Source organism: Nocardia amikacinitolerans (assembly GCF_900215415.1).
GTDB lineage: Bacteria > Actinomycetota > Actinomycetes > Mycobacteriales > Mycobacteriaceae > Nocardia > Nocardia amikacinitolerans.
In genome coordinates this window covers 672914-697077 of sequence record NZ_OBEG01000003.1, presented here as the reverse complement: position 1 = coordinate 697077, position 24164 = coordinate 672914, and the positions used below count along the sequence as shown (strand labels likewise).

The following is a 24164-nucleotide window of genomic DNA, read 5'->3' as shown; positions in this document are numbered from 1 at the left end:
CATCTACCTATGAAACGCATCGTGAGGAAGATCGCCGGGGTCGCGGCGGCCGCCGCTGTGGCGCCGGTGGTGTTGGCGGCGACCGCCCAAGCCGATCCGGGGCCGGTGTACTTCAGCGCGGGCAGTACGAACTGCGCGATCTACGACAACGGCACTGTCGGTTGCGATCTGGGATCACCGACGCGGTTGCAGTACAGCTTCCTGCCCTTCCTGCTGACGGTGAACGAGATCGTGATCGATCAGCCGTGGCTGCCCGCGCACCCGATGTTCGATGCCGGGGCGACGTACACGCTGCCCGGCGGCAATCCGTCACTGAACGACGTGAAGACGGGGAACGGCCAATGGGGCCCCTACATCGAGTACGCGGGCGCCCGCTGTGAGAGCGGGTTCCACGGGAGCTTCACCTGCCAGTCGAAGGGACGGTCGTTCACGTCCTGGAGTGGGACCATCTCGGCCTGACACCCGAAACACCGAACCCGCTGACACCCAATCCAATTCGGGTGCCAGCGGGTTCGGGACGGATCAAGCGCGGCGCCGGGCGACGAACCAGATCGCCACCCCGATGCCGACCAACGCGACCACGCCGACACCGATGCCGACCACAGCCCACGGCGTATCCGAGCTCGAACCGCTCACTGCCACCGGCCGATCGGCGCGGGGCCCGGACTCCTCACCGAGGACGTCGGCGCTGCCGGTCACGTAAGTCGGTCCCGCTTCCGGCGTACCGGCGACGGTCAGATCGAACTCGACCGGAGTCGGCGGCATCGCCGTCGCGCCGGACGGCAGACCCACCTTGACCGCGATGTAGTACCACCCGGCCACCGACTGACGCTGGACCTCCGAGTCGTTGGCGTCCCGGTTGGCGTAGCGGATCGGCACCGATGCGAGTTCCAGCTCGGCGACCGTCCGGCCGGTGTAGGCGTTGGTGTCGGAGTCGACCCGGCGGCCGAGCGGCGAGTACAGCGTGGTCTCGACATTCGCGGCCGAGGTGTACCCCGCCCCGCCCGTCTCGGCGAAGCGCACCCGGTAGGCCAGGCCCTGGCCCCAGTCCAGCCGCACCTTGTAGAAGACGTACTCGCCGGATCGCACGGTGTCGGTGTACTTGCCGCTGCCGTCGAGCGTCGAGGCGACGGTGAACGACCCGCCACCGCTGACCGGCCGCGCGATCCCGGTCGGCTCGGTGAACGTGGTGGCCTCGCCGAGCGTGGTCGTCCCCGGATCGGTGACGCCGGGTTCGATGCCGACGAGGATCTCCACCGGCAGGCGTGCGGGTGCGCCCTGCGGTGCGATGTCCCAGTTCAGCTCGTAGTAGTACCGGCCGCCGCCCTTGCACTTGTCCGAACTGCCGCCGGACGGCGTCGCGGCCGCCCCCTCGAAGGTGCTGCTGACGGTGAGCGCGACACCGTCGCTTGCGCCGGTCTCCAGCTCCCGTTCCCTGACGTTGCAATCGGTGCCGTCGCGGCCGTAGACGCGAAGTTCCAGCACGCCCATGTCGTCGGTGACGGATACGCCGGTCGTTCGAGGGAAGGAGACGATGCCGGTGAAGTAGGCGGTCGCGCCCGCGGGCAAATCCACGGCGTAGAAACGCTTCTCGTGCTGGCCGATGGTGTCGAGGTACTGACCCGGCTTCGCGACCGGCGCGGTCTGGTAGCCGTCGGTGCCGGTGATGGGCGTGCCGGTGGCCTGGTAGTTGCGCAGGGCGGCCGAACTCACCCGGGGCAGAATGCGTTCCAGCGCCGCGCCGTCGGCGGCGTCGCTATAGGTGCCGCCGGTCGCCTGGGCCATGCAGGTCAGCTGGGCGCGCGCCTTGTCGTCGACGGCGAAACCGATCGAGTGGACGACGAGGTCGACACCCTTCTGCTTCAGCTCCCTGGCGACGTCGCACGGGTCGGGCGGCGCGCAGGTGTCGTCACCGTCGGAGACGAGCACGATCGAGCGCGGCCCCGAGGACGGCAGGGCGTCGGCGGCCTGCCGCAGCGCGGTGCCCATGGGCGTCCAGCCGCGAGCCTGGATACCGTCGACGGCGCTGGTGAGCGCGGTCTTGTCGATGGTGTTCGGCTGCCGCAGGATCTGGACGTCGCGGCAGCCTGCCGCCTTGTCGGCCGCGTCGTTGCTGGTGCCCGTGCCGTAGGTGGTGAGCCCGACCTGTGCCTCGGCGGGCGCTGAGTCGACGAAGGTGCGCACGGCCTGCTTCGCGGAGTCCATCATCGTGGCGCCCTGGTCGGGCCGCTGCATGGACCCGGACGCGTCCAGGATGAGCATGGTCGGGGCGTACTGGCCGGGTTCGGCGTGCGCGACGGCCGCTAGCACTGCGGGCGGAAAGGTGAGTGCCGCGGCGGTCAGTGCCGCGGTCAGCGTGCGATATCTCGACATATCCTCGATTTCGGCTACCCGGATGAAACCGGACAGACGTTACCGATGGAGCGACCCACCCTCCAGCCCCAAAACAGGTGGCACAAGCCACCTGTCGCTGTCGATCCAGTATGTTCCCAGCGCCGCCGAGACGATCTTGTTCGACCACCTCGGACCAGCGGATCGTGCACCCAGCTCCTTCCCCCTTCTCCCCCGATTCGTGGACGCACACCTCCCGATGGTGGGAAGCTCGATACAACCGCGGTGTCGAGGCGAGGAAGCGTGACACATGGTGGACAAATCGAGTGGACCTGCCGGAGGCAACGGCAGAGTGGTGACGGTGGATCGGCCGGAACGCATTCGAAATGTGGTCCTGGTCGGTCACAGCGGGGCGGGGAAGACGACGCTCGTCGAGGCGATGGCGCTGACGGCGGGCGCGGTGAATCGCGCGGGGCGGGTGGAGGACGGCACGTCGCTGTCGGATTACGACGAGATCGAACATCGGCAGCACCGGTCGGTGCAGGTGTCGGTGGTGCCGGTGGCGTGGCAGGAGATGAAGGTCAACCTAGTGGACACGCCGGGATACGCGGATTTCGTCGGTGAGTTGCGTGCCGGGTTGCGCGCGGCGGACGCGGCGTTGTTCGTCATCTCGGCGGCCGAGGGCTCCGAAGGGGTGAGCGGGGCGACGCGCGCGCTGTGGGAGGAGTGCGCGGCCGTCGGCATGCCGCGGGCGATCGTCATCACGCACCTGGACACCGCGCGCGCGGACTTCGACGAGATGGTGCAGACGTGCCGCGACGTGCTCGGCGGCGGGGCGTCGGAGAACATCCTTCCGCTGCATCTGCCGGTGTACGGGCCGCGCGGTGTGGACGGTCATCGGCCGGTCACCGGGTTGATCGAGCTGCTGCCCAACTGCGTGGCCGATTACGCCTCCGGTGAAGGGGTGCGCGGTGAGCCTTCGGCGGAGCAGGCCGCGGAGCTGGACGAGGCGCGCAATCGGCTCATCGAGGGCATCATCGCCGAGAGCGAGGACGAGTCGCTCATGGAGCGCTACCTCGGCGGCGAGGACATCGAGCTCGACACGCTGGTCGCCGATCTGGAGCGCGCGGTGGCGCGCGGCAGCTTCCATCCGGTGCTGTTCGGCGCACCCGCTCCGGAAGGTGCGCGGCAGGGCTTGGGCACGATGGAGTTGCTCGACCTGATCACCGGCGGTTTTCCGGCGCCGACCGAGCACATCGTCTCGGCGGCGCCCGCGACCAACGGCGCCGCGCCGACACCACTGGCCTGCGATCCGAACGGCGCGCTGGCCGCGGAGGTCATTCGCACCGCGTCGGACCCCTACGTCGGCCGGATCTCGCTAGTGCGGATCTTCTCCGGCACCCTGCACGCCGACGACACCGTGCACGTCTGCGGGCACGGTCTGGCCGATCGCGGGCATCCGGACCACGACGTGGACGAGCGCGTCGGCGCGGTGACCGCGCCGTTCGGCAAACAGCAGCGCCCGCTGGGCGAGGCCATCGCGGGTGACATCGCCTGCGTCACCAAGCTCGGTCACGCCGAGACCGGCGACACCCTCTCCGGCACCGGCAAGCCGCTGGTGATCGAGCCGTGGCCGATGCCGGATCCGTTGCTGCCCATCGCGATACGCGCGCACAGCAAGGCCGACGAGGACAAGCTCTCGCAGGGACTCGCGCGGCTGGCCGCCGAGGATCCCGCCCTGCGCGTCGAAAACAACAGCCAGACACACCAATTGGTGCTGTGGTGTCTCGGCGAGGCGCATCGCGATGTCGCGCTGGAGCGGCTGCGCACCCGGTTCGGGGTGCAGGTGGACACCGTCGACCACAAGGTCGCGCTGCGAGAGACGTTCGCGGGCAAGGCGACCGCGCGCGGCAGGCACGTGAAGCAGTCGGGCGGGCACGGGCAGTACGCGGTGTGCGAGATCGAGGTGGAGCCGCTGCCCGGCGGTTCGGGGATCGAGTTCGTGGACAAGGTGGTCGGCGGCGTGGTGCCGCGCCAGTTCATCCCCTCGGTGGAGAAGGGGGTGCGTGCGCAGGCGGCACGCGGGGTGGCCGCCGGGTATCCACTGGTGGACGTGCGGGTCACGCTCTTCGACGGCAAGGCGCATTCGGTCGACTCCTCCGACGCCGCGTTCCAGACGGCGGGCGCGCTGGCGCTGCGTGAGGCGGCGGCCGTGGCGGGCATCGACCTGCTGGAGCCGTTCGCCGAGGTCTGGGTGGTGGTCTCCGACGACTACCTCGGGCCGGTGCTCAGCGATCTGTCGAGCCGTCGCGGACGGGTGCTCGGCACGGAACCGCACGGGACCGGTCGCACCAGGATCCGCGCGGAAGTGCCGGAATTGGAACTCAGCCGCTACGCGATCGACTTGCGTTCGCTGTCGCACGGGACCGGGGATTTCAGCAGGACCTACGCGCGGCACGAGCCGATGCCGTCGCAGATCGCGGGGGCGCTCCGGGAAAACGCCAAGGCCTGAATACGACCGCCGTCCCGGCGCGAATGGCGAGCTCGGCGGCCACTATTCTGAAACACATGGCAGCAGGCAAGGGCGGTACACCGTCGAAGGAAGCGAAGGCCGCGGCTAAGGCGGCGCGCAAGAAGGCGTCGAAGGAGCGGCGCCAGCAGCTCTGGCAGGCGTTCCAGATGCAGCGCAAGGAAGACAAGCTCCTGCTGCCCCTGATGATCGGCGCGGTGCTCGGCATCACCGTGCTGTTCCTGGTGATCGGTCTGATCTTCGATCTGCAGTGGTTCCTGCTTCCGATCGGCCTCCTGCTCGGCGTGCTCGTGGCGTTCATCGTCTTCGGACGTCGCGTGCAGAAGAACGTCTACGCCAAGGCCGAGGGCCAAGCGGGCGCGGCCGCGTGGGTGCTCGACAACCTGCAGGGCAAGTGGCGGGTCAGCAACGGCGTCGCCGCGACCACCCAGCTGGACGCGGTGCACCGCGTGATCGGCCTGCCCGGCGTGATCCTCGTCGGCGAGGGTTCGCCGCAGCGGCTCAAGGCGCTGCTCGCCCAGGAGAAGAAGCGCACCGCGCGGCTCATCGGCGACACCCCGATCTACGACGTCATCATCGGCAACGAGGAAGGCCAGGTCCCGCTGAAGGAACTCCAGCGCTACCTGACCAAGCTGCCGCGCAACATCGACACCAAGCGCATCGACAACATCGAAGGCCGGCTCGCCGCTCTGAGCTCGCGCAGCGGGCCCGCGCTGCCGAAGGGTCCGATGCCCGCGGGCGCCAAGATGCGCGGAGTGCAGCGCACCATTCGCAGGCGCTGATCCAGTTTCGCGAGGCCCGTGTTCCACGATTGGGGACACGGGCCTTCGTCATTTCCGGGCACCCGAGGCGATCCACCCAGCGGGGCGATCCACCCGGCGAGCCGCGAAACAGCTTTTCCGATGAGAGCCGATTAGTTTCGAGCGCGCAGGAGGTCTACCCGTCATGAGGAAACTGATCTACGGGATCGGCATGTCCCTGGACGGCTATATCAACGACCGCGACGGCAGCATCGACTGGACCAACCCGGACGACGAGCTGCACCAGTTCCACAACGACCGCTACCGCCAGATCGAGATCTCGCTGCACGGCCGTCGCCTCTACGAGCTGATGGCCGAGTACTGGCCGCACGTGCCCGAGGACGCGCCGCCGATCGAGCGTGAGTTCGCCAGGCTCTGGACGGAGAAGCCGAAGGTCGTCGTCTCCCGGACGCTCACCGAGGTCCACTGGAACAGCACGCTGATCAGCGAGAACGTGGTCGAGGAGGTGCGCGGGCTCAAGGAAGGAGGCGATGGCGTCATCGAAGTCGGTGGCGCGACTCTCGCTGCCTCGCTGATGCCGCACGGGCTCATCGACGAGTACCAGGTGTTCGTCTCGCCCATGGTGCTCGGCGGCGGCACACCGATGTTCCCCTCGCTGGACAAACGCATCCCGCTCCGGTTGGCCGAGACGAGGCAGTTCGACACCGCGGTGATGCTGCGCTACGTCGTCGACTGAGTCCCGTTCGTAGCCCGCAACACCCCAGCCGGTCCCACACACGTTGCGCACGGTCTACATAGGCACCGCCTCTGTGAGGCGTGCGAAAGGCGTGTGGCAGCGATCCGAGGCGCTGGCCGCGTCAGCGCGATTTGACCAGCGCGGTGCCGGTCGCGCGGTCGTGCATACCGCGGCCGTCTCCGTCGGTGAACAACGCGGGCACCACGAAGATCAGCAGCACTTGGCGGGCCAACGCGCGAACGAACCCGACCGGCGCGGCCGCGTCGATCCGGATGACCCGCAATCGCAGGAAGTACTGCCCCGGCGTGAAGCCGAACAGCGTGACCGCCGCGACGCCGATGACGAACCAGATGAGCAGCGGAAGATTCGCGTTCACCCCGCGCACGATCAGGGCCGAGACGCCGACGGCGATCATCCAGTCCACGAACAGCGCCGCGATCCGGCGGCCCATCCCGGCCAGCGAACCGGCGCCGTCGCGGGGCAGGCCGAGGTGTTCGCCGGGAAACTCGGGCGTAGCCGGGTCCCCGGGGTCCGCCGAAGGTCCGGAAAGCCAGGATCCGGTGATGCGCGCCATGGCCTCCAGGATAGGCGTACCTCCGCATCCGCTCCGGCCATGCGCAGGTTTGTGGACGGACTGCGTCCGACAGCGCCTGATCGGCGGCGGCCCCGCCCGCCCTCGGCCCGGCGCGGGTTTGCGGACGGAACGCGTCCGACAGCGCCTGACATGCGGTGACCGCACTCCGCCCGGCCGCGTCCAAGGGGAGTTCAGCCTCACAGGACGCGTCGTGAACAGCAGGACTACCATGCTTGGCGAGCCCGGGTGGCCATCACCACTCGACCAGCCGCACGTGTAACACTGGCGAAACACAGCCTTGACTGTAGGGAAACACCGCGTCCATAGCGTCTGGTCGCGACGAACCCATGCAATCGACACTGGCTGGGAACCGATCCGTAAGGAGAACAAGTGACGTTCAGCACGGCCGATGAGGTCATCCAGTACATCAAGGAAGAGGACATCGAGTACGTCGATATCCGCTTCAGCGATCTTCCCGGTGTGCAGCAGCACTTCTCGATCCCGGCCAAGGCCTTCACGGCCGACCTTGCCGAAGAGGGTCTAGCGTTCGACGGTTCGTCCGTCCGCGGCTTCCAGTCGATCGACGAGTCGGACATGCTCCTGCTCCCCGACTACACCACCGCGCGCATCGACCCGTTCCGCGCCGCCAAGACGCTGAACCTGAACTTCTTCGTCCACGACCCGTTCACCCGCGAGGCCTACTCCCGTGACCCGCGCAACATCGCGCGCAAGGCGGAGGAGTACCTGCGGTCGACCGGCATCGCCGACACCGCGTACTTCGGCCCCGAGGCCGAGTTCTACATCTTCGACTCGATCCGTTACGAGTCGAACATGAACGGCGCCTTCTACGAGATCGACTCGATCTCGGGCTCCTGGAACACCGGCGCCGAGTTCAACCTCGACGGCACCCCGAACCGCGGCTACAAGGTTCGCAACAAGGGTGGTTACTTCCCGGTCGCGCCGTACGACCACTACGTCGACCTGCGCGACAAGATCTCGACCAACCTGCAGAACGCGGGCTTCGAGCTCGAGCGCGGCCACCACGAGGTCGGCACCGCGGGCCAGGCGGAGATCAACTACCGCTTCAACACCCTGCTGCACGCTGCCGACGACCTGCAGCTGTTCAAGTACATCGTGAAGAACACGGCGTGGAAGGAAGGCAAGACCGTCACCTTCATGCCGAAGCCGCTCTTCGGTGACAACGGCTCGGGCATGCACGTGCACCAGTCGCTGTGGAAGGACGGCAAGCCGCTGTTCCACGACGAGGCCGGCTACGGCGGCCTGTCGGACATGGCGCGTCACTACATCGGCGGCATCCTGCACCACGCGCCGTCGCTGCTGGCGTTCACCAACCCGACCGTGAACTCCTACCACCGTCTGGTTCCTGGCTACGAGGCCCCGATCAACCTGGTGTACTCGCAGCGCAACCGCTCCGCTGCGGTCCGCATCCCGGTCACCGGCAACAACCCGAAGGCCAAGCGCATCGAGTTCCGCGCGCCGGACTCCTCGGGCAACCCGTACCTGGCCTTCGCCGCCATGCTGATGGCCGGCCTGGACGGCATCAAGAAGAAGATCGAGCCGCTGGCCCCGGTCGACAAGGACCTCTACGAGCTCCCGCCGGAGGAGGCCAAGAACATCCCGCAGGCCCCCACCAGCCTGGCGTCGGTGATCGACCGCCTCGAGCAGGACCACGACTACCTCACCGAGGGCAACGTCTTCACCCCGGACCTGATCGAGACCTGGATCGACATCAAGCGCACCCAGGAGATCGCTCCGGTGAACCTGCGTCCGCACCCGTACGAGTTCGAACTGTACTTCGACGTGTAAGTCGTCGTACGGCAAGACGTTTCGAGCCCTTCCGCACTTCGGTGCGGGAGGGCTCGTCCCGTTTCGGACATACTCGCGCGTGCCGCGACGATGGCCCTCGTCATCGCAATATCATTCGATTGATTCTGAATCTCCAGCATTTGTCGCTTCCTCGACCCCGCCCAAGGGAGTAGTGACGGAAATGATCGCTAGCAGAATCGCCGCCATCGCCATGATCATCGGTGCTCTGCTCACCGCGGGCTCGGGCACCGCCGATGCGTACGGCCCCTGGTCGTGTGCGCCCGGCAACCCGTGGCAACCCACCGCGGAACTGTTCGGCACCTGGAACACCGCCACCATCACCGACCCGGCCGATCCCCGCATGGACGACCCGCTCACCCAGTTCGAGCTGGAGGTCCACCTCACCGCGGTCATGGAGGCGGGCCTGCCGGTCTCTTCCGAACCCGTCGACGGCGTGCGCTGGTCGGAGCAATCCCAACAGATCACCTACGAACCTGCCCGCCGCTTCGAGTTCGCCTGCACCGGCCGCGACAACCTGTGCTGGATCGCTGACGACCTCCGGGTGCGCTACAACCAGCAAGCCGTCCTCGGCATCGAGTACCTGCCCGCCGACGACGAGCGAGCCGACGGGTTCCTCGTCCGCGTCCCAGGCGTCGACCTGATCCGTGTGCACGACGCGCTGATGGCCGACCCGGTGGCGCGGGAACGGATAGGCGGCGGTTGGGTCACCGAGGACGGCACGCTGATCTTCATCGCCGACCGAGCCGACCTCGAGGTGGCGCGAGCCTTCATCGAAGGACTTGGCGCGCACTGGGATCCGGCCGCCGTACGCTACGGCGACCGTCAACTCGTCACGGGCTATTGCTTCCCTGGCGTCTACTTCTGAGCGCTCGTCATGGATCTGTCGCGGGTGACGTTCTTCGGCTCGGCGGGCCTCGAGGTAGTGATCAGTGCCCTGCGCACGCTGAGTCAGAGGCCGAGATAGAAGCGAATCGTCGTGCCGTCATCGCCGGTGTGCACGCGCACCAGATCGGCCATGTAGTTCACCAGAATCAACCCTCGGCCACCGAACTGCCCCGGCTGAGGCGGTCTGCGACCGGCCAGGGGGTCGGTCAGGCGCCCGCCGTCACGCACCTCGCACACCAGCTGCCCGTGCTCGGCCCAGATCGCGAAAGTCCCGCTTCCGCCGCCGTGCACCACGCTGTTGGTCGTCAGCTCCCCGACGGCGAGCTCGACATCCTGCAGCCGCACTCCCGTGAGGCCCAGCTTCCCGGCCTGCTCGACGGCGAAGTACCGGGCCGCTCGAAGCTCGTCCGCGCCGAAGGAAAAGACGGCGGCATTCGGCGCCTGCGGCAGCGACTCGTTGTAGCGGGCCACGATCGACTGCCAGTCGTAGACGTCGCTGGCCACCTCGAGCCCGTCACTGATGACGGTCGGGTGGGTGGCCCGCGCGTCGGCCAGCACGCCCGCGTCCAGTCGCGCCTCGTCGTAGGGGCACAGGATCGTCACCGCGCGCCCTTCGAACGCCGCGTTGATCAACGCTTCGTGCTGCGCGCACGCGGGGTACTCCACCGCGCTGCGTCCGGCCCAGATCGGCTCGCCGATGATGCGCACCCGCCCCTCGGGATGCGAGTCGGCGAATCCCCTGAGCACCTTGGGAATGATTCGTCCTGGGTTGCGGCCCGCTTCGGTCATGTCCAGGAACAAGATGCCGTCGGCGTCCGCGCCCAACCCGTTCTGTATCAGTTCGAGGTTGGGGCCGGGCACCGCGACGGCCATCGGCTCACCGGCCGCCATGCCCTCCCGCAGGAACGACACCGTCTGTCGCGTGTACTCCTGTTCGGTGCGGTAGAACAGGGCAGGATGCTCGAACGCCTCGCTTGCGGCCACTGCACTCATCGCGGCGTCACCTCGATTCGATTCAGGTTCGGCCAGAACATCTCCAGTACCCGCGGCAACGACGATGGCGGATGTTCCACCACCACCCGCCCGGCGGACAAGCTCATAACGGTCGCCGCCAGCGCCGTCGCCCCGGACACATCGATGTAGGCCACATCCGACAGCTCGACGTAGGAGACGTTCGTGTGCCGCCTGGCCAACTCGGCAAGAGCGTCTTCCCAGGGCGAGCGGGTGACCGCGGTGATCTCGCCGCTGGCGCGAACCCCGGGGCGATCGGGCAGCGGGCTCACCACCAGCTCGGCAGGCACGGGCAGCGCCCGTTCGGACTCACCCACCGCGTGTGGTGCATCCACGCTCGGACTCCTTCGTCACCATCGGCCGCCGCTACCGTCACAGCCACGAGCAGCGGAAGGACGAGCCTTCCAGCGGCACAGTGTATCCGGGTGGCCGACGTTGCCAGTCACCTGGGATCGGCCCGGCGGTGTCACCGGTTGCCGTCCCGTTCGGAACCCTGGCCTACCTCGATGCCGACCACACAGGTGTCGTCGTCGGTGTCGGCGTCGCTGCTGTCGAGCAGGTGGTCCAGGCGTTCGTCCAGGTTCCCGGTGAATTCGGCCGAGATGGTCAGCAGTTGTTCCACACAGTCGTCCAAAGGGCGGTCGCGGCGTTCGATGAGACCGTCGGTGTAGAGCAGCAGGGTGTCGTTCGGTTCCAGCTGGAGTTCGGCTTCCTCATAGGTCGCTTCCGCCACAGCACCGAGAATCATGCCCTTGATCACCGGGAGGGTCGACGCTCGACCGGCGCGGATCAGCACGGGCGGGAGGTGGCCAGCGCGTGCCCAGCGCAGCACCTGGGTCTGCGGGTCGTAGAGGCCGCAGATGGCGGTGGCGAAGATGCTGTCGGTCAAGTGGTGGGCAACCAGGTTCAGCCATGTCAGCATCTGTCCGGGCCCAGCGCCTGTGGCGGCGAGACCGCGCAGGGCGTTGCGCAGCACCACCATGCCGGTAGCCGCCGTGATTCCGTGGCCGGTGATGTCGCCGACGGACAGCAATATCTTCTTGGAGGGCAACACGATCGCGTCGTACCAGTCGCCGCCGACCAGATGGTCTTGCTCGGTCGGCTGGTAGCGCACCGCGATCCGCAGCCCGAACGCTTCCGTGGACGGCTGCGCGTCGGGCATGATGGCCTGCTGCAGTTGCCGCGCGAGGCGGCTCTGCTCGGCGGCCTGTTCTTCGGTGTGCGTGAGCCGGTCCCTGGTGGCCGAGAGCGCGATCTCGGTCCAGTGCTGCGACGAGATGTCTTGGTAGACGCCGCGGATGGCGAGCAGGTGCCCGGCCGCGTCGGGCACCGGTTCGGCGCTGATCCGTATATGCCTTGTCACGCCATCCGGCCGGATCAGGCGGAAGGCCGTGGAGGCAGGGCGGCGGTAGCGCAGCAGTGTCCGAAGGAACCGCCGCACCGCGTCGGTGTCGGCGTCGTCGACGTGGCCGGGCAGCTGCGCGAGCGGTATGGGGTCCGCCGTCGTCGCCAGTCCGTAGAGGGCGAAAAGTTGGTCGCTCCAGGTGATTTCGCCGGTGGCCGCGTTCTCCTCGAACCCGCCGACCCGGCCGAGACGCTGGGCGTGCTGCAACAGTGCCGCCAGTCGCGCCGCCTCGTCCTCCACCCGCCACACCATGAGCACGGTGTCGCCGTGGCGGCTGATGCTGAGCGCGGCCGAGACGGTCAGCGGTACCTGGTCGACCAGTTCGGTCAGCATCATCCGCTCGGCGCGGTAGGTCTCGCCGGTGGCGAAGACGTGTTCGATCCGCTCGAACAGTCGACCCTCGCTCGCGGCCATCGGATATGTCTCGAGCAGCAACGTGCCCCTGATCAGGCCGCTGGCGCGCCCGGCCGGGTCGACGAAACAGGGGTTGACGTGGTGGATGCGAAAATCGGCGAGGGCTCCCTCGTCGTCGAGGTGAGGCAGCAGCACCAGCGCGGGGTCGAACAGGCCGTCGGCCAGTCGCACGAGATCCGCGATGTCGGGCCGGTCCGACGCGCGCACCGCGGCAAGGTCCGACTCCAAGGTGTGCGCGCACAACTCCGCCAGCGCTTCCAACTGCCTGCGCACCTGGGGCGGTTGCGGCTCGATCGGATGCGGCCAGCACACCTCGAGCACGCCGAGCAGTTTGCCGCCCGCGCCGACCGGGATCGCCGCCCTGCCACCATTCCGGTCGCCGATCGAGGGCAGACCAGCCGTGCTCAGGTTCTCGATCCACTCCGCGTCGCGATTCACCAGCGCCTGCCGCGCCGGGGTCGCAAGGCCGGGCGGCACATAACGCCAACGCTCGGCCTCGTGCGCGCCGATCCCGGCGAAACCCACCAGGGACAGCGACGCGTCGGTGCCCGCGGCCCAAATCGCCACGGCGGTCGCACCCAGCGGCGCGACGGCGTGCTCCAGCACCGATTCCGCCACGCGCTGGGTATCGCCCGCCGCGAGCAGCCCGCTCTCGGCGGTGCGCAGTCGTACGGCCGTCGTCGGCTCGCCCGGCGTTGCGGTGTTCAGCAAGAACTGCCCCACCGCGGCACTGACTTCGTCCTGCGCTGCCTGGTTGACCAGGTCGGCGGCGAGTTCCAGCGGCGTGACGCCCGCTTGCCCGGACAGGATGTCCAGCTGCCGCGCGGCATGCGCGGGCCCGCACCGAAGCCGTTCGATCAGAACGCCTTTGGCCATCTCGATCAGCGCCCGCCCGTCGGCGGTGGCTTGGGCGTGCTGGACCTCCTTGCGCAACCGCTCCACGGTGGCGGCGAGGCGGGTGACCGTGTGCTGCGAGGCCGAACGGCCGTGCGACGTCGCTCCGGGGGCGACCTCGCCGATATCCGAATCGGTCATCAGGCACGCAGCCAGTGCTGGATGCACGCGAGCAACGCGTCCGCGTCGACGGGTTTGGTGACGTAGTCGTTGGCGCCCGACGCGAGGCTCTTGTCTCGATCGCCCAACATGGCCTTGGCTGTCACGGCGATGATCGGCAGATTCGCGTACTGCGGCATCTCGCGGATCGTCGCGGTCGCGGTGTAGCCGTCCATCTCGGGCATCATCACGTCCATCAGGACCAGGTCCGTTTCCGGGTGGGCGAGGAGCTTGTCGATGCCCTCGCGCCCGTTCTCGGCGTGCAGCACGCCGATGCCGTGCAGTTCGAGGATGCTGCTGAGCGCGAACAGGTTACGGGCGTCGTCGTCGACGATGAGCACCGTGCGCCCGGCGAGCTCGCCCACCGGCTGTCGCGGCGCGGCGGCCGGTGTCTCCTCCCGTCGCACGAGGGCAGGCACGTCGCCGGGCGCTTCCGCGGTGACGTGCAACGCGATTCGCTCACGCAGCTCGTCCAGGCTGGACAGCAGCTCCAGCGGCTGGCGCGCGATGCGCTCGCGCAGCAGCCGCTCGTTCTCGGCGTCGAGCCTGCGGTTGTGGGCGAGCACGGGGACGCTGCTCAACGCGGCGTCGCCGTCCATCGTCTCCAGGAACCGCAGCGCGGCTCCATCGGGCATGTCCAGCTCCAGCACCACACAGTGGAATGCCTCGGCGGCCAGCGCGGCCGCGGCTTCCTCCACTCCGTTCGCACCGACGATCTGGACCGGGCCGCGCGGATCGTTGCCCGCCGCGAGGTCGGCCACGGCGCTCTGCGCGACCAGCGACAGCAGTCCTGTCGGGCGTTCCTCGACGACCAGCAGCCTGCGCTGCTGCTGCGGTGCGGCGGGAGTCGGCGTGTGCTGCGGGCGGTTGTCGGCCGGTTGTGCGTCCTCGCGGTCGTGGTAGGGCGCCTCCTGGAAATCCGGGCGGGCGACGGGGAGATAGAGGGTGAATGTGCTGCCCTGGTCGATAGCGCTCTCCGCGGTGATCGCCCCGCCGAGCAGATAGGCGATCTCCCGGCTGATCGACAGGCCGAGTCCGGTGCCGCCGTACTTGCGGCTCGTCGTCCCGTCGGCCTGCTGGAACGCGCCGAAGATCGACTCCAACTGGTGCGCGGCGATTCCGATGCCGGTATCGATGACCCGGAAAGCGATGGCCGGTCCGTGCCTGCGCACGGCGGCGGGCAGTTCCCGCGCTTCCGACGGTTCGATGCGCAGCTCCACCGATCCGGTCTCGGTGAACTTCACCGCGTTGGACACCAGGTTGCCGAGCACCTGCCGCAGCCGGGAGTCGTCGGTGAGCAATTCCAAGGGCAGGCCTGGCGCGGTCGTGATGCGGAAACCGAGGCTCTTCTGCGTCGTCATCGGCCGGAAGGTGGCCTCGACGTAGTCCAGCAGCTTGCGCAGCGGCACGCGCTCGGGCGTGATGTCCATCTTGCCCGCCTCGACCTTGGACAGATCGAGGATGTCGTTGATCAGCTGGAGCAGGTCCGAACCCGCCGAGTGGATGATGGCCGCGTACTCGACCTGTTTGGGCGTGAGGTTGCGGGTCGGGTTCTGGGCGAGCAGCTGCGCGAGGATCAGCAGACTGTTCAGCGGCGTGCGCAGCTCGTGGCTCATGTTGGCCAGGAACTCCGACTTGTACTTCGACGCGAGCGCCAGCTGCTGGGCGTGCGTCTCCAGTTCCTGCCTGGCCTGCTCGATCTCGAGGTTCTTGGCCTCGATGTCGCGGTTCTGCCTGGCCAGCAGCGCCGCCTTCTCCTCCATCTCGGCGTTGGACCGCTGCAGTTCTTCCTGCCGCACCTGCAGCTCCTCCGAGCGGGCCTGGAGCTCGGTGGTCAGGCGCTGGGATTCGACGAGCAGTTCGTCGGTGCGCGCGTTGGCGATGATGGTGTTGACGTTGACACCCACCGTCTCCATCAGCTGGTCGAGGAAGTCTCGATGGATGCGGGTGAAGCGGTGCAGGGAGGCCAGCTCGATCACGCCGAGCACCTGGTCTTCCACCCCGATCGGCAGCACGAGCAGGTTGACCGGTGCGGTCTGCCCAAGCCCGGAGGAGATGGTGACGTAGTCGCCGGGCACGTCGTCGACGGCGATCGTGCGTCGGCTGCGCGCGGCTTGGCCGACCAGAGACTGACCGAAGACGAACCGGGTCGCACCGCCCGGCTCCTCCGGGCTCCCGTAGGAGCCGATCAATCGCAGCTCCGGCCGCTCGTCGGTGTCGTCGGCGAGGTAGAACGCGCCGAACTGCGCCGAGACGAGCGGCGCCAGCTCGTCCATGATCAGCTCGGCCATCACGTGCAGGTCACGCTGGCCCTGCATCAGGCTCGAGATGCGGGCCAGGTTGGTCTTGAGCCAGTCCTGGTCCTGGTTCGCCTTGGTGGTCTCGCGCAGCGACTCGACCATCGAGTTGATGTTGTCCTTCAGCTCCGCGACTTCGCCGGAGGCCTCGACAGTGATGGAGCGGGTCAGGTCGCCCTCCGCGACGGCGCTGGTGACCTCGGCGATGGCGCGAACCTGGCGGGTCAGGTTTCCCGCCAGCTCGTTGACGTTCTCGGTCAACCGCTTCCAGGTGCCCGAGACACCCTCGACCTCGGCTTGACCGCCCAACCGGCCCTGCGACCCGACCTCGCGGGCGACGCGGGTGACCTCGGCGGCGAACGCGGAGAGCTGATCGACCATCGTGTTGATCGTGGTCTTCAGCTCGAGGATCTCCCCGCGCGCGTCCACGTCGATCTTGCGGGTCAGATCGCCCTGCGCGACCGCGGTGGTCACCTGGGCGATGTTGCGGACCTGGTTGGTCAGGTTGTTCGCCATGGAGTTGACGTTGTCGGTCAGGTCTTTCCACGTGCCAGCCACGTTCGGCACGCGGGCCTGGCCGCCGAGCATGCCCTCCGTGCCGACCTCGCGGGCGACGCGGGTGACCTCGTCGGCGAAGGCCGACAGCGTGTCGACCATCGTGTTGATCACGCCGGCCAGCGCCGCGACCTCACCCTTGGCCTCCACGGTGATCTTCTGACTCAGGTCGCCGCGCGCCACCGCCGTCGCCACCTGGGCGATCGACCGCACCTGGTTGGTCAGGTTGGAGGCCATGACGTTGACGTTGTCGGTCAGATCCTTCCAGGTGCCCGACGCGCCGCGCACCGTCGCCTGACCGCCCAGGTTGCCCTCGGTGCCGACCTCGCGAGCGACTCGGGTGACCTCGTCGGCGAACGAGGAGAGCTGATCGACCATCGTGTTGATCGTCTCTTTGAGTTCCAGGATCTCGCCGCGCGCGTCCACCCGGATCTTCTGGGTCAGATCGCCACCCGCCACCGCCGTGGTGACCTGGGCGATCGAACGCACCTGCGCGGTGAGGTTGTCGGCCATGACGTTGACCGATTCGGTGAGGTCCTTCCAGGTCCCCGAGACGCCCTTGACGTCGGCCTGCCCACCCAGCCTGCCCTCGGTGCCCACTTCGCGGGACACGCGGGTGACCTCGTCGGCGAAGGACGACAACTGGTCGACCATCGTGTTGATGGTGTTCTTCAGCTCGAGGATTTCCCCCCGCGCGTCCACTCGGATCTTCTGAGTCAGATCGCCACCGGCGACCGCGGTGGCGACCTGGGCGATCGAGCGCACCTGCGCGGTGAGATTGCCCGCCATGAAGTTCACCGAGTCGGTGAGGTCGCGCCAGGTGCCGGAGACCCCCTTGACGTCCGCCTGACCCCCGAGGATGCCTTCGGTGCCCACTTCGCGGGACACTCGGGTGACCTCGTCGGCGAAGGACGACAACTGGTCGACCATCGTGTTGATGGTGTTCTTCAGCTCGAGGATCTCGCCCCGCGCGCTCACGGTGATCTTCTGACTCAGGTCGCCGCGCGCCACCGCGGTGGTGACCTGAGCGATGTTGCGGACCTGGTCGGTGAGGTTGCCCGCCATGAAGTTCACCGAGTCGGTGAGGTCACGCCAGACGCCGCCGACGCCAGGCACCTCGGCCTGGCCGCCCAGCTGTCCCTCGGAACCGACTTCCCGCGCCACGCGGGTGACCTCGTCGGCGAAGGACGACAGCTGATCGACCATCGTGTTGACCGTGTTCTTCAGCTCGAGGATTTCCCCGCGCGCGTCGACATCGATCTTCTGCGACAGGTCTCCTTGCGCCACGGCGGTGGCGACCTGGGCGATGTCGCGCACCTGGCTGGTCAGGTTGCCCGCCATGGCGTTCACCGAGTCGGTCAGGTCCTTCCAGGTGCCGGACACACCGGGCACCTCGGCCTGACCGCCGAGCCGCCCGTCGGTGCCGACCTCGCGCGCGACGCGGGTGACCTCGGAGGTGAACAGCGAGAGCTGGTCCACCATGCCGTTGAACACCGTCGCGATCTCGCCGAGCAAACCCTCGGCGTCGGTGGGCAACTGCGTGCCGAAATCGCCATCACGCACTGCCGTCAATCCGGCCAAGAGCTGGCGCAGCTCGACTTGATCGGTGGCCACAGCCTGCTGCGGCGCGGTGCGGGCCGGTGCCGCGGTATCCGTCATTGCCATCCTCGCTTCGGTCCCGATTCGGACCGTCCCGGTCCGAATGGGCACGCCACACGCTGCGGCACCGCGCATGGCGGGGTCGCTGGCGAGCGGCGAGGTGCTGGCTGCTGAACACCCGCCGTGCGGTACTTTACTGTCTCCTAACACTCCTGGGCGAAACCATTGGCGCACAGGTGATCAGACCGGTGTCGAGTCGCAGCCGACCCCGCGTGGCAGGCGCTTGGGCGCGCACGCCCGCGGCCGGGGCGGGGATGGTGTGTTTGCTCGGGGCGGTTAGCGGTTAGGCCATTGGTGCCGGGCGAGGTTGAGAAGCCAGCCTCGCCCGGTCTCACAGATTCGTTCAGCGCGGGCAGCCACCCGGTTTCGGCCCCGCGAACGGCCAGAAGTCATGGGTCGGCTACGGTTTCGAGGATGCCACCGAGTTGCCGGGGCGAAAGGCGGCGGTGCGGGGGTAAGAACGAATACCGCTGGGCGGGTCGCGAGTCCCGGTGAGCGGGTGGGGTCACGCGAACCTGAGAGGTTCCTTAGAACGCGTTCTAGTGTCGCCCGGCATGAAGATTTCATTCATTGCTCTCATCGGTGCGGCGTTCAGTGCGCTGGCCCTCGTTTTCACTCCCCTTCCGCCGAGCGCGGTGGCCGAGCCGACGGTGGAGGCGTCGGCGACGCGGATCGACCTACAGGGGGCCGTCAATGTTCGGGATATCGGCGGGTATCGGACATATGACGGGGAAAGGGTCAAGTCGGGCAAGGCGTTTCGGGCCGATTCGCTGGAGAAGTTGACCGAGGCGGACGTGCAGAAACTCGGGACGTTGAATTTGCGTGCGGCCGTGGATCTTCGGACTCCGGCCGAGGTGCAGTTCGCGGGGCCGGACAAGCTGCCCGCGGGGGTCCAGGCGGTGGCGCGGCCGATCGACGACACCGGTCTGTTCCAGCAGATGTTGCAGGCGATCCAGTCGCGCGATCCGCAGAAGCAGGAGGAGTTGCTCGGCAACGGACGGGCCGAGCAGATCATGGCGGGCGTGTACCGCAGCTTCCTGAGTGACGCCTCCCGCAACGCGTTCGGGCAGACCATCCGCGATCTGGCGAACTCCGACCGGGCCACGCTCTACCACTGCACGGCGGGCAAGGACCGCACCGGCTGGCTCACCTACGTGGTGCTGCGGGCCGTCGGCGTGCCGGAACGCACCGCGCGCCAGGACTACCTGCTGTCCAACCAGTACCGCGCGGCCGCCGACGCCAAGCTGCGGGAGCAGGTGAAACAGGCTGGGCTGATGCAGAATCCAGACCTGCTGATCCCGCTGCAGGAGGTGCGCGACGCCTACCTGAACACCGCGATCCAGCAGATGGAGCAGAACTACGGCGACTTCGGCAAGTTCCTCACCCAGGGACTCGGCCTCGATCCGGGCACGATCCTGAAACTGCGCAAGAACCTCGTCGGCTGACACCCCGCTCCCGAGCCCTCACCACCCGGGTGGTGGGGGCTCGGTGGTGTTCAGTTGTTCGTGCTGGGTTTCGAGATGAGGCCGAGGACGGTGAGGTCCAGGTCGCCGGAGGCTTCGGTCCAGCCCATGGCGCGCAGTTCGGTGGGTGCACCGACGCCGAGGGCGTGGTGCAGGCCGAGGGCGACGGAGCGGGCGAATTCGACGAGCACGGTTTCGGCGAGCGGCCAGAAGAGGCTGCGTTGCCAATTGTCGATCTCGCGGCGGGAAATCGGTTCCTGCCAGCCGAGTTCGCGGAGCATGCGCTCGGCGGCGGACGACATCGGCCGGTCGAGATAGCGATTGCCCGCGAGCTCGGCGGACAGCTTGATGTCGTACTGCACGAATTGGACGTAGCGGTTGCCGGGCGCGGCGATGATCAGTGTCGCGCGCGAGGGCAGTTGGGCTAGACAGCGGGCCAGTGCCTGCACGAATCGGTCCCAATCCGTGGTCACCGGCTCGCTCATCTTTCCCCCGGTCGATCGCACTGGAGCCCGATCATACGCCGACCTGGCTCAGACACCAGAGTGAATCTTGGTGGCGCGATGGAAGGTTCGCGGGATTGATGCGGTTCGGCGACAAGTCTCACCGCCGCGGCCGCCGAGCGGTCCCCCGCACCCCAGATTCCGGGGCTGGACGCAAGCCCAGGTGAGGCACGATAGTCCTCTGGTGCGAGTGGGTTCTGTGGTGGCGCGGGTGGCGGCCGGGGTGGCGTTGATGCTCGGGATGGCGGTGCCCGCCGTGGCCGAACCGCCCGGCGCGCCGTTCACTTGGTGGCAGACCTACCTGACCGCCCCGGACGGCACCCGCCTGCACGCCGACGTGCTGCGCCCGCCGGGGATAGCCGACGACGCCAAGACGCCGGTGCTGCTCACGGTGAGCCCGTACCGCTCGCACCTGGCCTACCTGACCCATCCGCTGCCGGAGGGCGGCCCGTCCGTCGAGAACCTGCCGGTCGAGCAGGCGCTGCGCGCGGGCTACACCTACGTGCTGGTGGATCTGCGCGGGTTCGGCGGCTCGAACGGTTGTCCGGACTACGGCGGGCCCGGCGAGCGCTCGGACGTGGTCACCGCGGTGGAATGGGCGGCCGCGCAACCGTGGTCGACCGGCCGGGTCGGCATGACCGGCACCTCGTACGAGGCGTGGACGGGCATGCTGGCGCTGGCGGCCAAGCCGAAAGGCCTTGCCGCGGTGGCGGCGTTCGCGCCGGTGGTCGACCCGTACTCGTACCTGTACATGCGCGGCGTCTCCTGGAAGTTCTCCGGAAAACCGGTGACCGACAACGGTATCCGTCCCGCCGACCAGGTCGGGTTGGAACATCTCGCGATCGCCTCGACCCCGGCGCACTGGGAAGACTCCCCCGAATACCAGGCCAACGCCGTGAGCATGCCGCCGGGCTGCGCCGAGCGCTACGTCGACCTCACCACCGACCACGACGCGACCAACCCCGGATGGGTCGAGCGCGACCTGGTCGACGACTTGCGCGGCAACACCATTCCGCTGTTCGTGAGCCAGGGCTTCCTCGACGGCAACACGCGGGCGGATCGCGTCTTCGAGATGTGGCAGGGCCTCGGGCCCGGCGAACACCGCGCTTGGTTCGGCCAGTGGGGTCACACCGACTGCCACGAGAAGTGCGGCACACCGTTTTTCGACGCCGAGCTCATGGCGTTCTTCGACCGGCACGTCGCGGGCAAGGACGTCGAGGTGCCCGGCCCCCGGATCAGGGTCGGCCAGTTCGACGGTGGTTGGCGCTCCGAGACCGCCTGGCCGCCCGCCGATTCCGAGCGCGTCACCGTGCAGTTGCGGACCGGCACCTACACCGACCGCGGGCTGCTGCCCGGCCGCGACCGCGAGATCTGGTCGGTATCAGAACCTTTGGCGGAACCGACGCACCTGTCGGGCGTGGCGACGGCGCGGCTCCAGCTCGCCGGTCCCGAGTCCGCCACGGTCACCGTCGAGCTCTACGACATCGCCCCCGACGACCGCGCGACCATCATCACCCGCGGCATCGCCCCGGTCCGCCCGGACACCGACATCCGGCTGCTGGCTCAGGACTGGCCGCTGGCCGCGGGACACCGGCTCGGCGCGAAGATCACCGACGTGATCGACGACGTGTGGTCGCACGCGCCGAGCAATGCCGCCGTCACCGTGCATTCCGCGCGCCTCGAACTGCCCGTGCTCGCCGCGCCGCGCAGCCCCGATCTCCCCGGCGGCACGCCCGACTGGCACGCCAGATGGCGGACGGAGAAGACCTTCCCCGTCGCACCGGACATCCTGAACAACCCGGCGACCGCCATCGACCTGCCCCGGGCACGATGACCCCGCCCGTCCGACCGGTCGGTCTCCCGTCTCGCGCCGAGTGTTGAAGAATGCAGTGATGCTCACCAACCCCACCGGTGCCCGATGACGCCGGAGACCACTCCCACCGACGTCGACGACCGCGTCGCCGAGCGGCTCGCCGCGGCCCTGCGCTGCGCCACGATCTCCACCGAGGACCCGACCGGCGCCGCCGACGAAGCCTTCGAGCAGCTCGCCGCGCACCTGGAGCGCTCGTTCCCGCTGGTGCACGCCGAACTCGAACTCCAACTGTTCGGCCACAGCAGGCTCTACCGCTGGCCGGGCACCGCGCCGGATCGGGTGTCCGCGATCCTGCTCGCCCACCAGGACGTGGTGCCGGTCGACGACGCGCGCCGCTGGACGCATCCGCCCTTCGACGGCGTGGTGGACGAGGAGTTCGTCTGGGGTCGCGGCGCCATCGACGACAAGAGCAGGCTCATCGCCATCCTGGAGGCGGTGGAAGCCGCGCTGGCCGAGGGCCTGCGACCCCGCCACACCATCTACCTCGCGTTCGGGCACGACGAGGAGATCTTCGGCGACGAAGGCGCCGTCCGGATGGCGGAGCACCTGCGCCAAGCCGGGGTGCGGGCGGATCTGCTGTTGGACGAGGGCGGTGTGATCACCGAGGGCGTCGCCGACGGCGTGGACCGCCCGGTGGCGTCGATCATGCTGGGCGAGAAGGGTTATGCCACCGTGCGGCTGCGGGTCCAGGAGACCGGCGGGCATTCCTCGATGCCGGGCAGGCAGACCGCCGTCGGCCGGATCGCCAGGGCTGTTGGACGGGTGCAGGATCATCCGATGCCGTTGCGGCTGACGCCGGTGATCGCCGACATGCTGTCGCGCCTGCGCGCGGCGATGCCGGAGACGCGCAGGCGGCTGCTCGGCATCGCCGGGCTCGCGGGACCGATGATCACCCGGATCATGGCCGCACGCCCGCAGACCGAGGCGCTGGTGCGCACTACCACCGCACCGACGGTGATCAGCGGCGGTGTGAAGGCGAACGTGCTGCCCCAGCGCGCCGAGGCGCTCGTCAACTTCCGCATCCTGCCCGGCGATTCGGTGGCCGGGGTACTCGCGCACTGCCGCAAGGTGATTCGCGATCCCGGTGTGCAGCTGGAGCTGGTCGGGATGTCGTCGGAACCGTCGCGGACCACCGCGCCCGGCCCCGCGTTCGAGTTGATCGCCCGGCTCGCCGAGCACATCGTTCCCGGCGTCGCGGTCACCACCGGCCTGGTGCCCGGCGCCACCGACTCACGCCACTACGACGACCTCGCCGCCACCCGGTGCAACTTCGCGCCGATCGTGCTGACCCAGGCCGACCTGGCGACAATCCACGGAACGGACGAGCGCATCTCCCGAGTGAACTACGCTCGGCTCATCGAGTTCAATCGACGGCTGATCGAGGAACTCGCGCACGGATCGACCCGAGAGGAGCGCAGGTGACCCGCACCGAGGATGGCGATTTCGAGGGCACTGGCAGCCGGATCGCTTGGCGCGCTTGGCTTCCCGAGACCACGACCAAGGCGGTGATCGTGCTGGTGCACGGCATCGCCGAGCATTCCGGCCGGTACGCCCACGTCGGGAAGCGGTTGGCCGAAGCGGGTTTCGCGGTCTACGCGCTCGACCACCTCGGCCACGGCAAGTCGGCGGGCAGCAAGGCGAACATCGGCTCGATGGAGGGCTCCGCCGACAACGTCGAGGGCATGCTCGACATCGCCGCCCGCGAACACCCCGGCGTGCCGAAGTTCCTGCTCGCGCACTCGATGGGCAGCCTGATCGTGCTCTACCTGGCCACGCGCGCGCCGATCGACGTGGCGGGCATCGTGCTCTCCGCGCCGCCGCTCGACATCGAGGTCGGCAACCCGGTGCAGCGACTACTGGCACCGGTGCTGTCCAAGCTGACGCCGAATCTCGGTGTGCTGAAACTGGATTCGTCGATGATCAGCCGCGACCCAGCGGTGGTCGCTGCCTACGACGCCGACCCGCTGGTCTACCGCGGCAAGCTGCCCGCGCGCACCGGCACCGAGATTTTGAACGCGACCGCAACGGTCAAGCAGCGGCTGGACAAGCTCACCGTTCCGCTGCTGGTGATGCACGGCACCGCGGACGCTCTCGCCGCGCCGTCCAGCTCGGATCTGATCGAACGCGACGCGGGGTCGAAAGACCTGACCGTCATCCGCTACGAGGGGCTCTACCACGAGATCTTCAACGAGCCGGAGCAAGATCGAGTGCTGATCGATGTGGTGGCATGGCTGGAGGCGCACGTTACCCAGCCGTAAGATCCGGT

17 protein-coding genes are annotated in these 24164 nt (G+C 68.4%); 10 read left to right on the top strand and 7 right to left on the bottom strand.

What is annotated here, in order from left to right; genetic code table 11:
* Positions 1 to 9 precede the first annotated feature (9 nt).
* The gene (locus CRP45_RS17525; protein WP_097245951.1) at positions 10 to 459 is read left to right on the top strand and encodes a hypothetical protein; all 450 of its coding nucleotides are present in this window, start codon (positions 10 to 12) and stop codon (positions 457 to 459) included.
* Positions 460 to 522: 63 nt separating this feature from the next.
* Here the strand turns inward: CRP45_RS17525 and CRP45_RS17520 are convergent, their stop codons facing one another.
* Positions 523 to 2373, bottom strand: coding sequence for a vWA domain-containing protein (locus CRP45_RS17520; RefSeq protein ID WP_097245950.1), 1851 nt, complete (start codon positions 2371 to 2373; stop codon positions 523 to 525).
* Between the two features lie 268 nt (positions 2374 to 2641).
* Here CRP45_RS17520 and CRP45_RS17515 point away from each other — a divergent pair, with 268 nt between their 5' ends.
* The 3 genes from CRP45_RS17515 (at position 2642) to CRP45_RS17505 (ending at position 6358) form a co-directional block, all read left to right on the top strand.
* Positions 2642 to 4843, top strand: coding sequence for an elongation factor G-like protein EF-G2 (locus CRP45_RS17515; protein ID WP_097245949.1), 2202 nt, complete (start codon positions 2642 to 2644; stop codon positions 4841 to 4843).
* 56 nt (positions 4844 to 4899) lie between these two features.
* Complete coding sequence (locus CRP45_RS17510) at positions 4900 to 5643, top strand: DUF4191 domain-containing protein (RefSeq protein ID WP_097246129.1); 744 nt, start codon at positions 4900 to 4902, stop codon at positions 5641 to 5643.
* Positions 5644 to 5806: 163 nt separating this feature from the next.
* Positions 5807 to 6358, top strand: coding sequence for a dihydrofolate reductase family protein (locus tag CRP45_RS17505; protein ID WP_097245948.1), 552 nt, complete (start codon positions 5807 to 5809; stop codon positions 6356 to 6358).
* A gap of 121 nt (positions 6359 to 6479) precedes the next feature.
* Here the strand turns inward: CRP45_RS17505 and CRP45_RS17500 are convergent, their stop codons facing one another.
* Positions 6480 to 6932, bottom strand: a complete 453-nt coding sequence (locus tag CRP45_RS17500; RefSeq protein ID WP_067785939.1) for an RDD family protein — start codon at positions 6930 to 6932, stop codon at positions 6480 to 6482.
* Between the two features lie 390 nt (positions 6933 to 7322).
* Here CRP45_RS17500 and glnA point away from each other — a divergent pair, with 390 nt between their 5' ends.
* Positions 7323 to 8759: a type I glutamate--ammonia ligase gene (glnA, locus tag CRP45_RS17495; RefSeq protein ID WP_067785941.1), complete on the top strand. Its 1437-nt coding sequence runs from the start codon at positions 7323 to 7325 to the stop codon at positions 8757 to 8759.
* 181 nt (positions 8760 to 8940) lie between these two features.
* Entirely contained in the window at positions 8941 to 9645 is a 705-nt protein-coding gene (locus CRP45_RS17490) for a hypothetical protein (protein WP_097245947.1), read from the top strand.
* Between the two features lie 83 nt (positions 9646 to 9728).
* Here the strand turns inward: CRP45_RS17490 and CRP45_RS17485 are convergent, their stop codons facing one another.
* From CRP45_RS17485 to CRP45_RS17470, 4 genes are all read right to left on the bottom strand, one after another.
* The gene (locus tag CRP45_RS17485; protein WP_097245946.1) at positions 9729 to 10658 is read right to left on the bottom strand and encodes an anti-sigma factor RsbA family regulatory protein; all 930 of its coding nucleotides are present in this window, start codon (positions 10656 to 10658) and stop codon (positions 9729 to 9731) included.
* Positions 10655 to 11011, bottom strand: coding sequence for an STAS domain-containing protein (locus tag CRP45_RS17480; RefSeq protein WP_218841154.1), 357 nt, complete (start codon positions 11009 to 11011; stop codon positions 10655 to 10657). The genes CRP45_RS17485 and CRP45_RS17480 overlap by 4 nt, the downstream gene beginning before the upstream one ends.
* 131 nt (positions 11012 to 11142) lie before the next feature.
* Positions 11143 to 13530, bottom strand: a complete 2388-nt coding sequence (locus CRP45_RS17475; RefSeq protein ID WP_097245944.1) for a SpoIIE family protein phosphatase — start codon at positions 13528 to 13530, stop codon at positions 11143 to 11145.
* On the bottom strand, positions 13530 to 18059 hold the full coding sequence (locus tag CRP45_RS17470) for a HAMP domain-containing protein (protein ID WP_097245943.1): 4530 nt from the start codon (positions 18057 to 18059) through the stop codon (positions 13530 to 13532). The genes CRP45_RS17475 and CRP45_RS17470 overlap by 1 nt, the downstream gene beginning before the upstream one ends.
* Positions 18060 to 18613: 554 nt before the next feature.
* Here CRP45_RS17470 and CRP45_RS17465 point away from each other — a divergent pair.
* Positions 18614 to 19504 carry a tyrosine-protein phosphatase gene (locus CRP45_RS17465; RefSeq protein WP_097245942.1) on the top strand — a complete coding sequence of 297 codons (891 nt, stop codon included), beginning with the start codon at positions 18614 to 18616 and terminating at the stop codon, positions 19502 to 19504.
* A gap of 50 nt (positions 19505 to 19554) precedes the next feature.
* On the opposite strand, the gene CRP45_RS17460 is transcribed toward CRP45_RS17465, so the two are convergent.
* A complete protein-coding gene (locus CRP45_RS17460; RefSeq protein WP_143861475.1) occupies positions 19555 to 19995 on the bottom strand; it encodes a TY-Chap domain-containing protein in 441 nt (146 codons plus the stop codon).
* Positions 19996 to 20209: 214 nt separating this feature from the next.
* Here CRP45_RS17460 and CRP45_RS17455 point away from each other — a divergent pair, with 214 nt between their 5' ends.
* From CRP45_RS17455 to CRP45_RS17445, 3 genes are all read left to right on the top strand, one after another.
* Positions 20210 to 21859: a CocE/NonD family hydrolase gene (locus tag CRP45_RS17455; RefSeq protein ID WP_245910184.1), complete on the top strand. Its 1650-nt coding sequence runs from the start codon at positions 20210 to 20212 to the stop codon at positions 21857 to 21859.
* Between the two features lie 84 nt (positions 21860 to 21943).
* Positions 21944 to 23320 (top strand): M20 family peptidase, encoded by a 1377-nt coding sequence (locus tag CRP45_RS17450; protein WP_097245940.1) that lies wholly within the window; start codon positions 21944 to 21946, stop codon positions 23318 to 23320.
* Complete coding sequence (locus CRP45_RS17445; RefSeq protein ID WP_067785959.1) at positions 23317 to 24156, top strand: alpha/beta hydrolase; 840 nt, start codon at positions 23317 to 23319, stop codon at positions 24154 to 24156. The genes CRP45_RS17450 and CRP45_RS17445 overlap by 4 nt, the downstream gene beginning before the upstream one ends.
* The last annotated feature ends 8 nt before the right edge of the window (positions 24157 to 24164 follow it).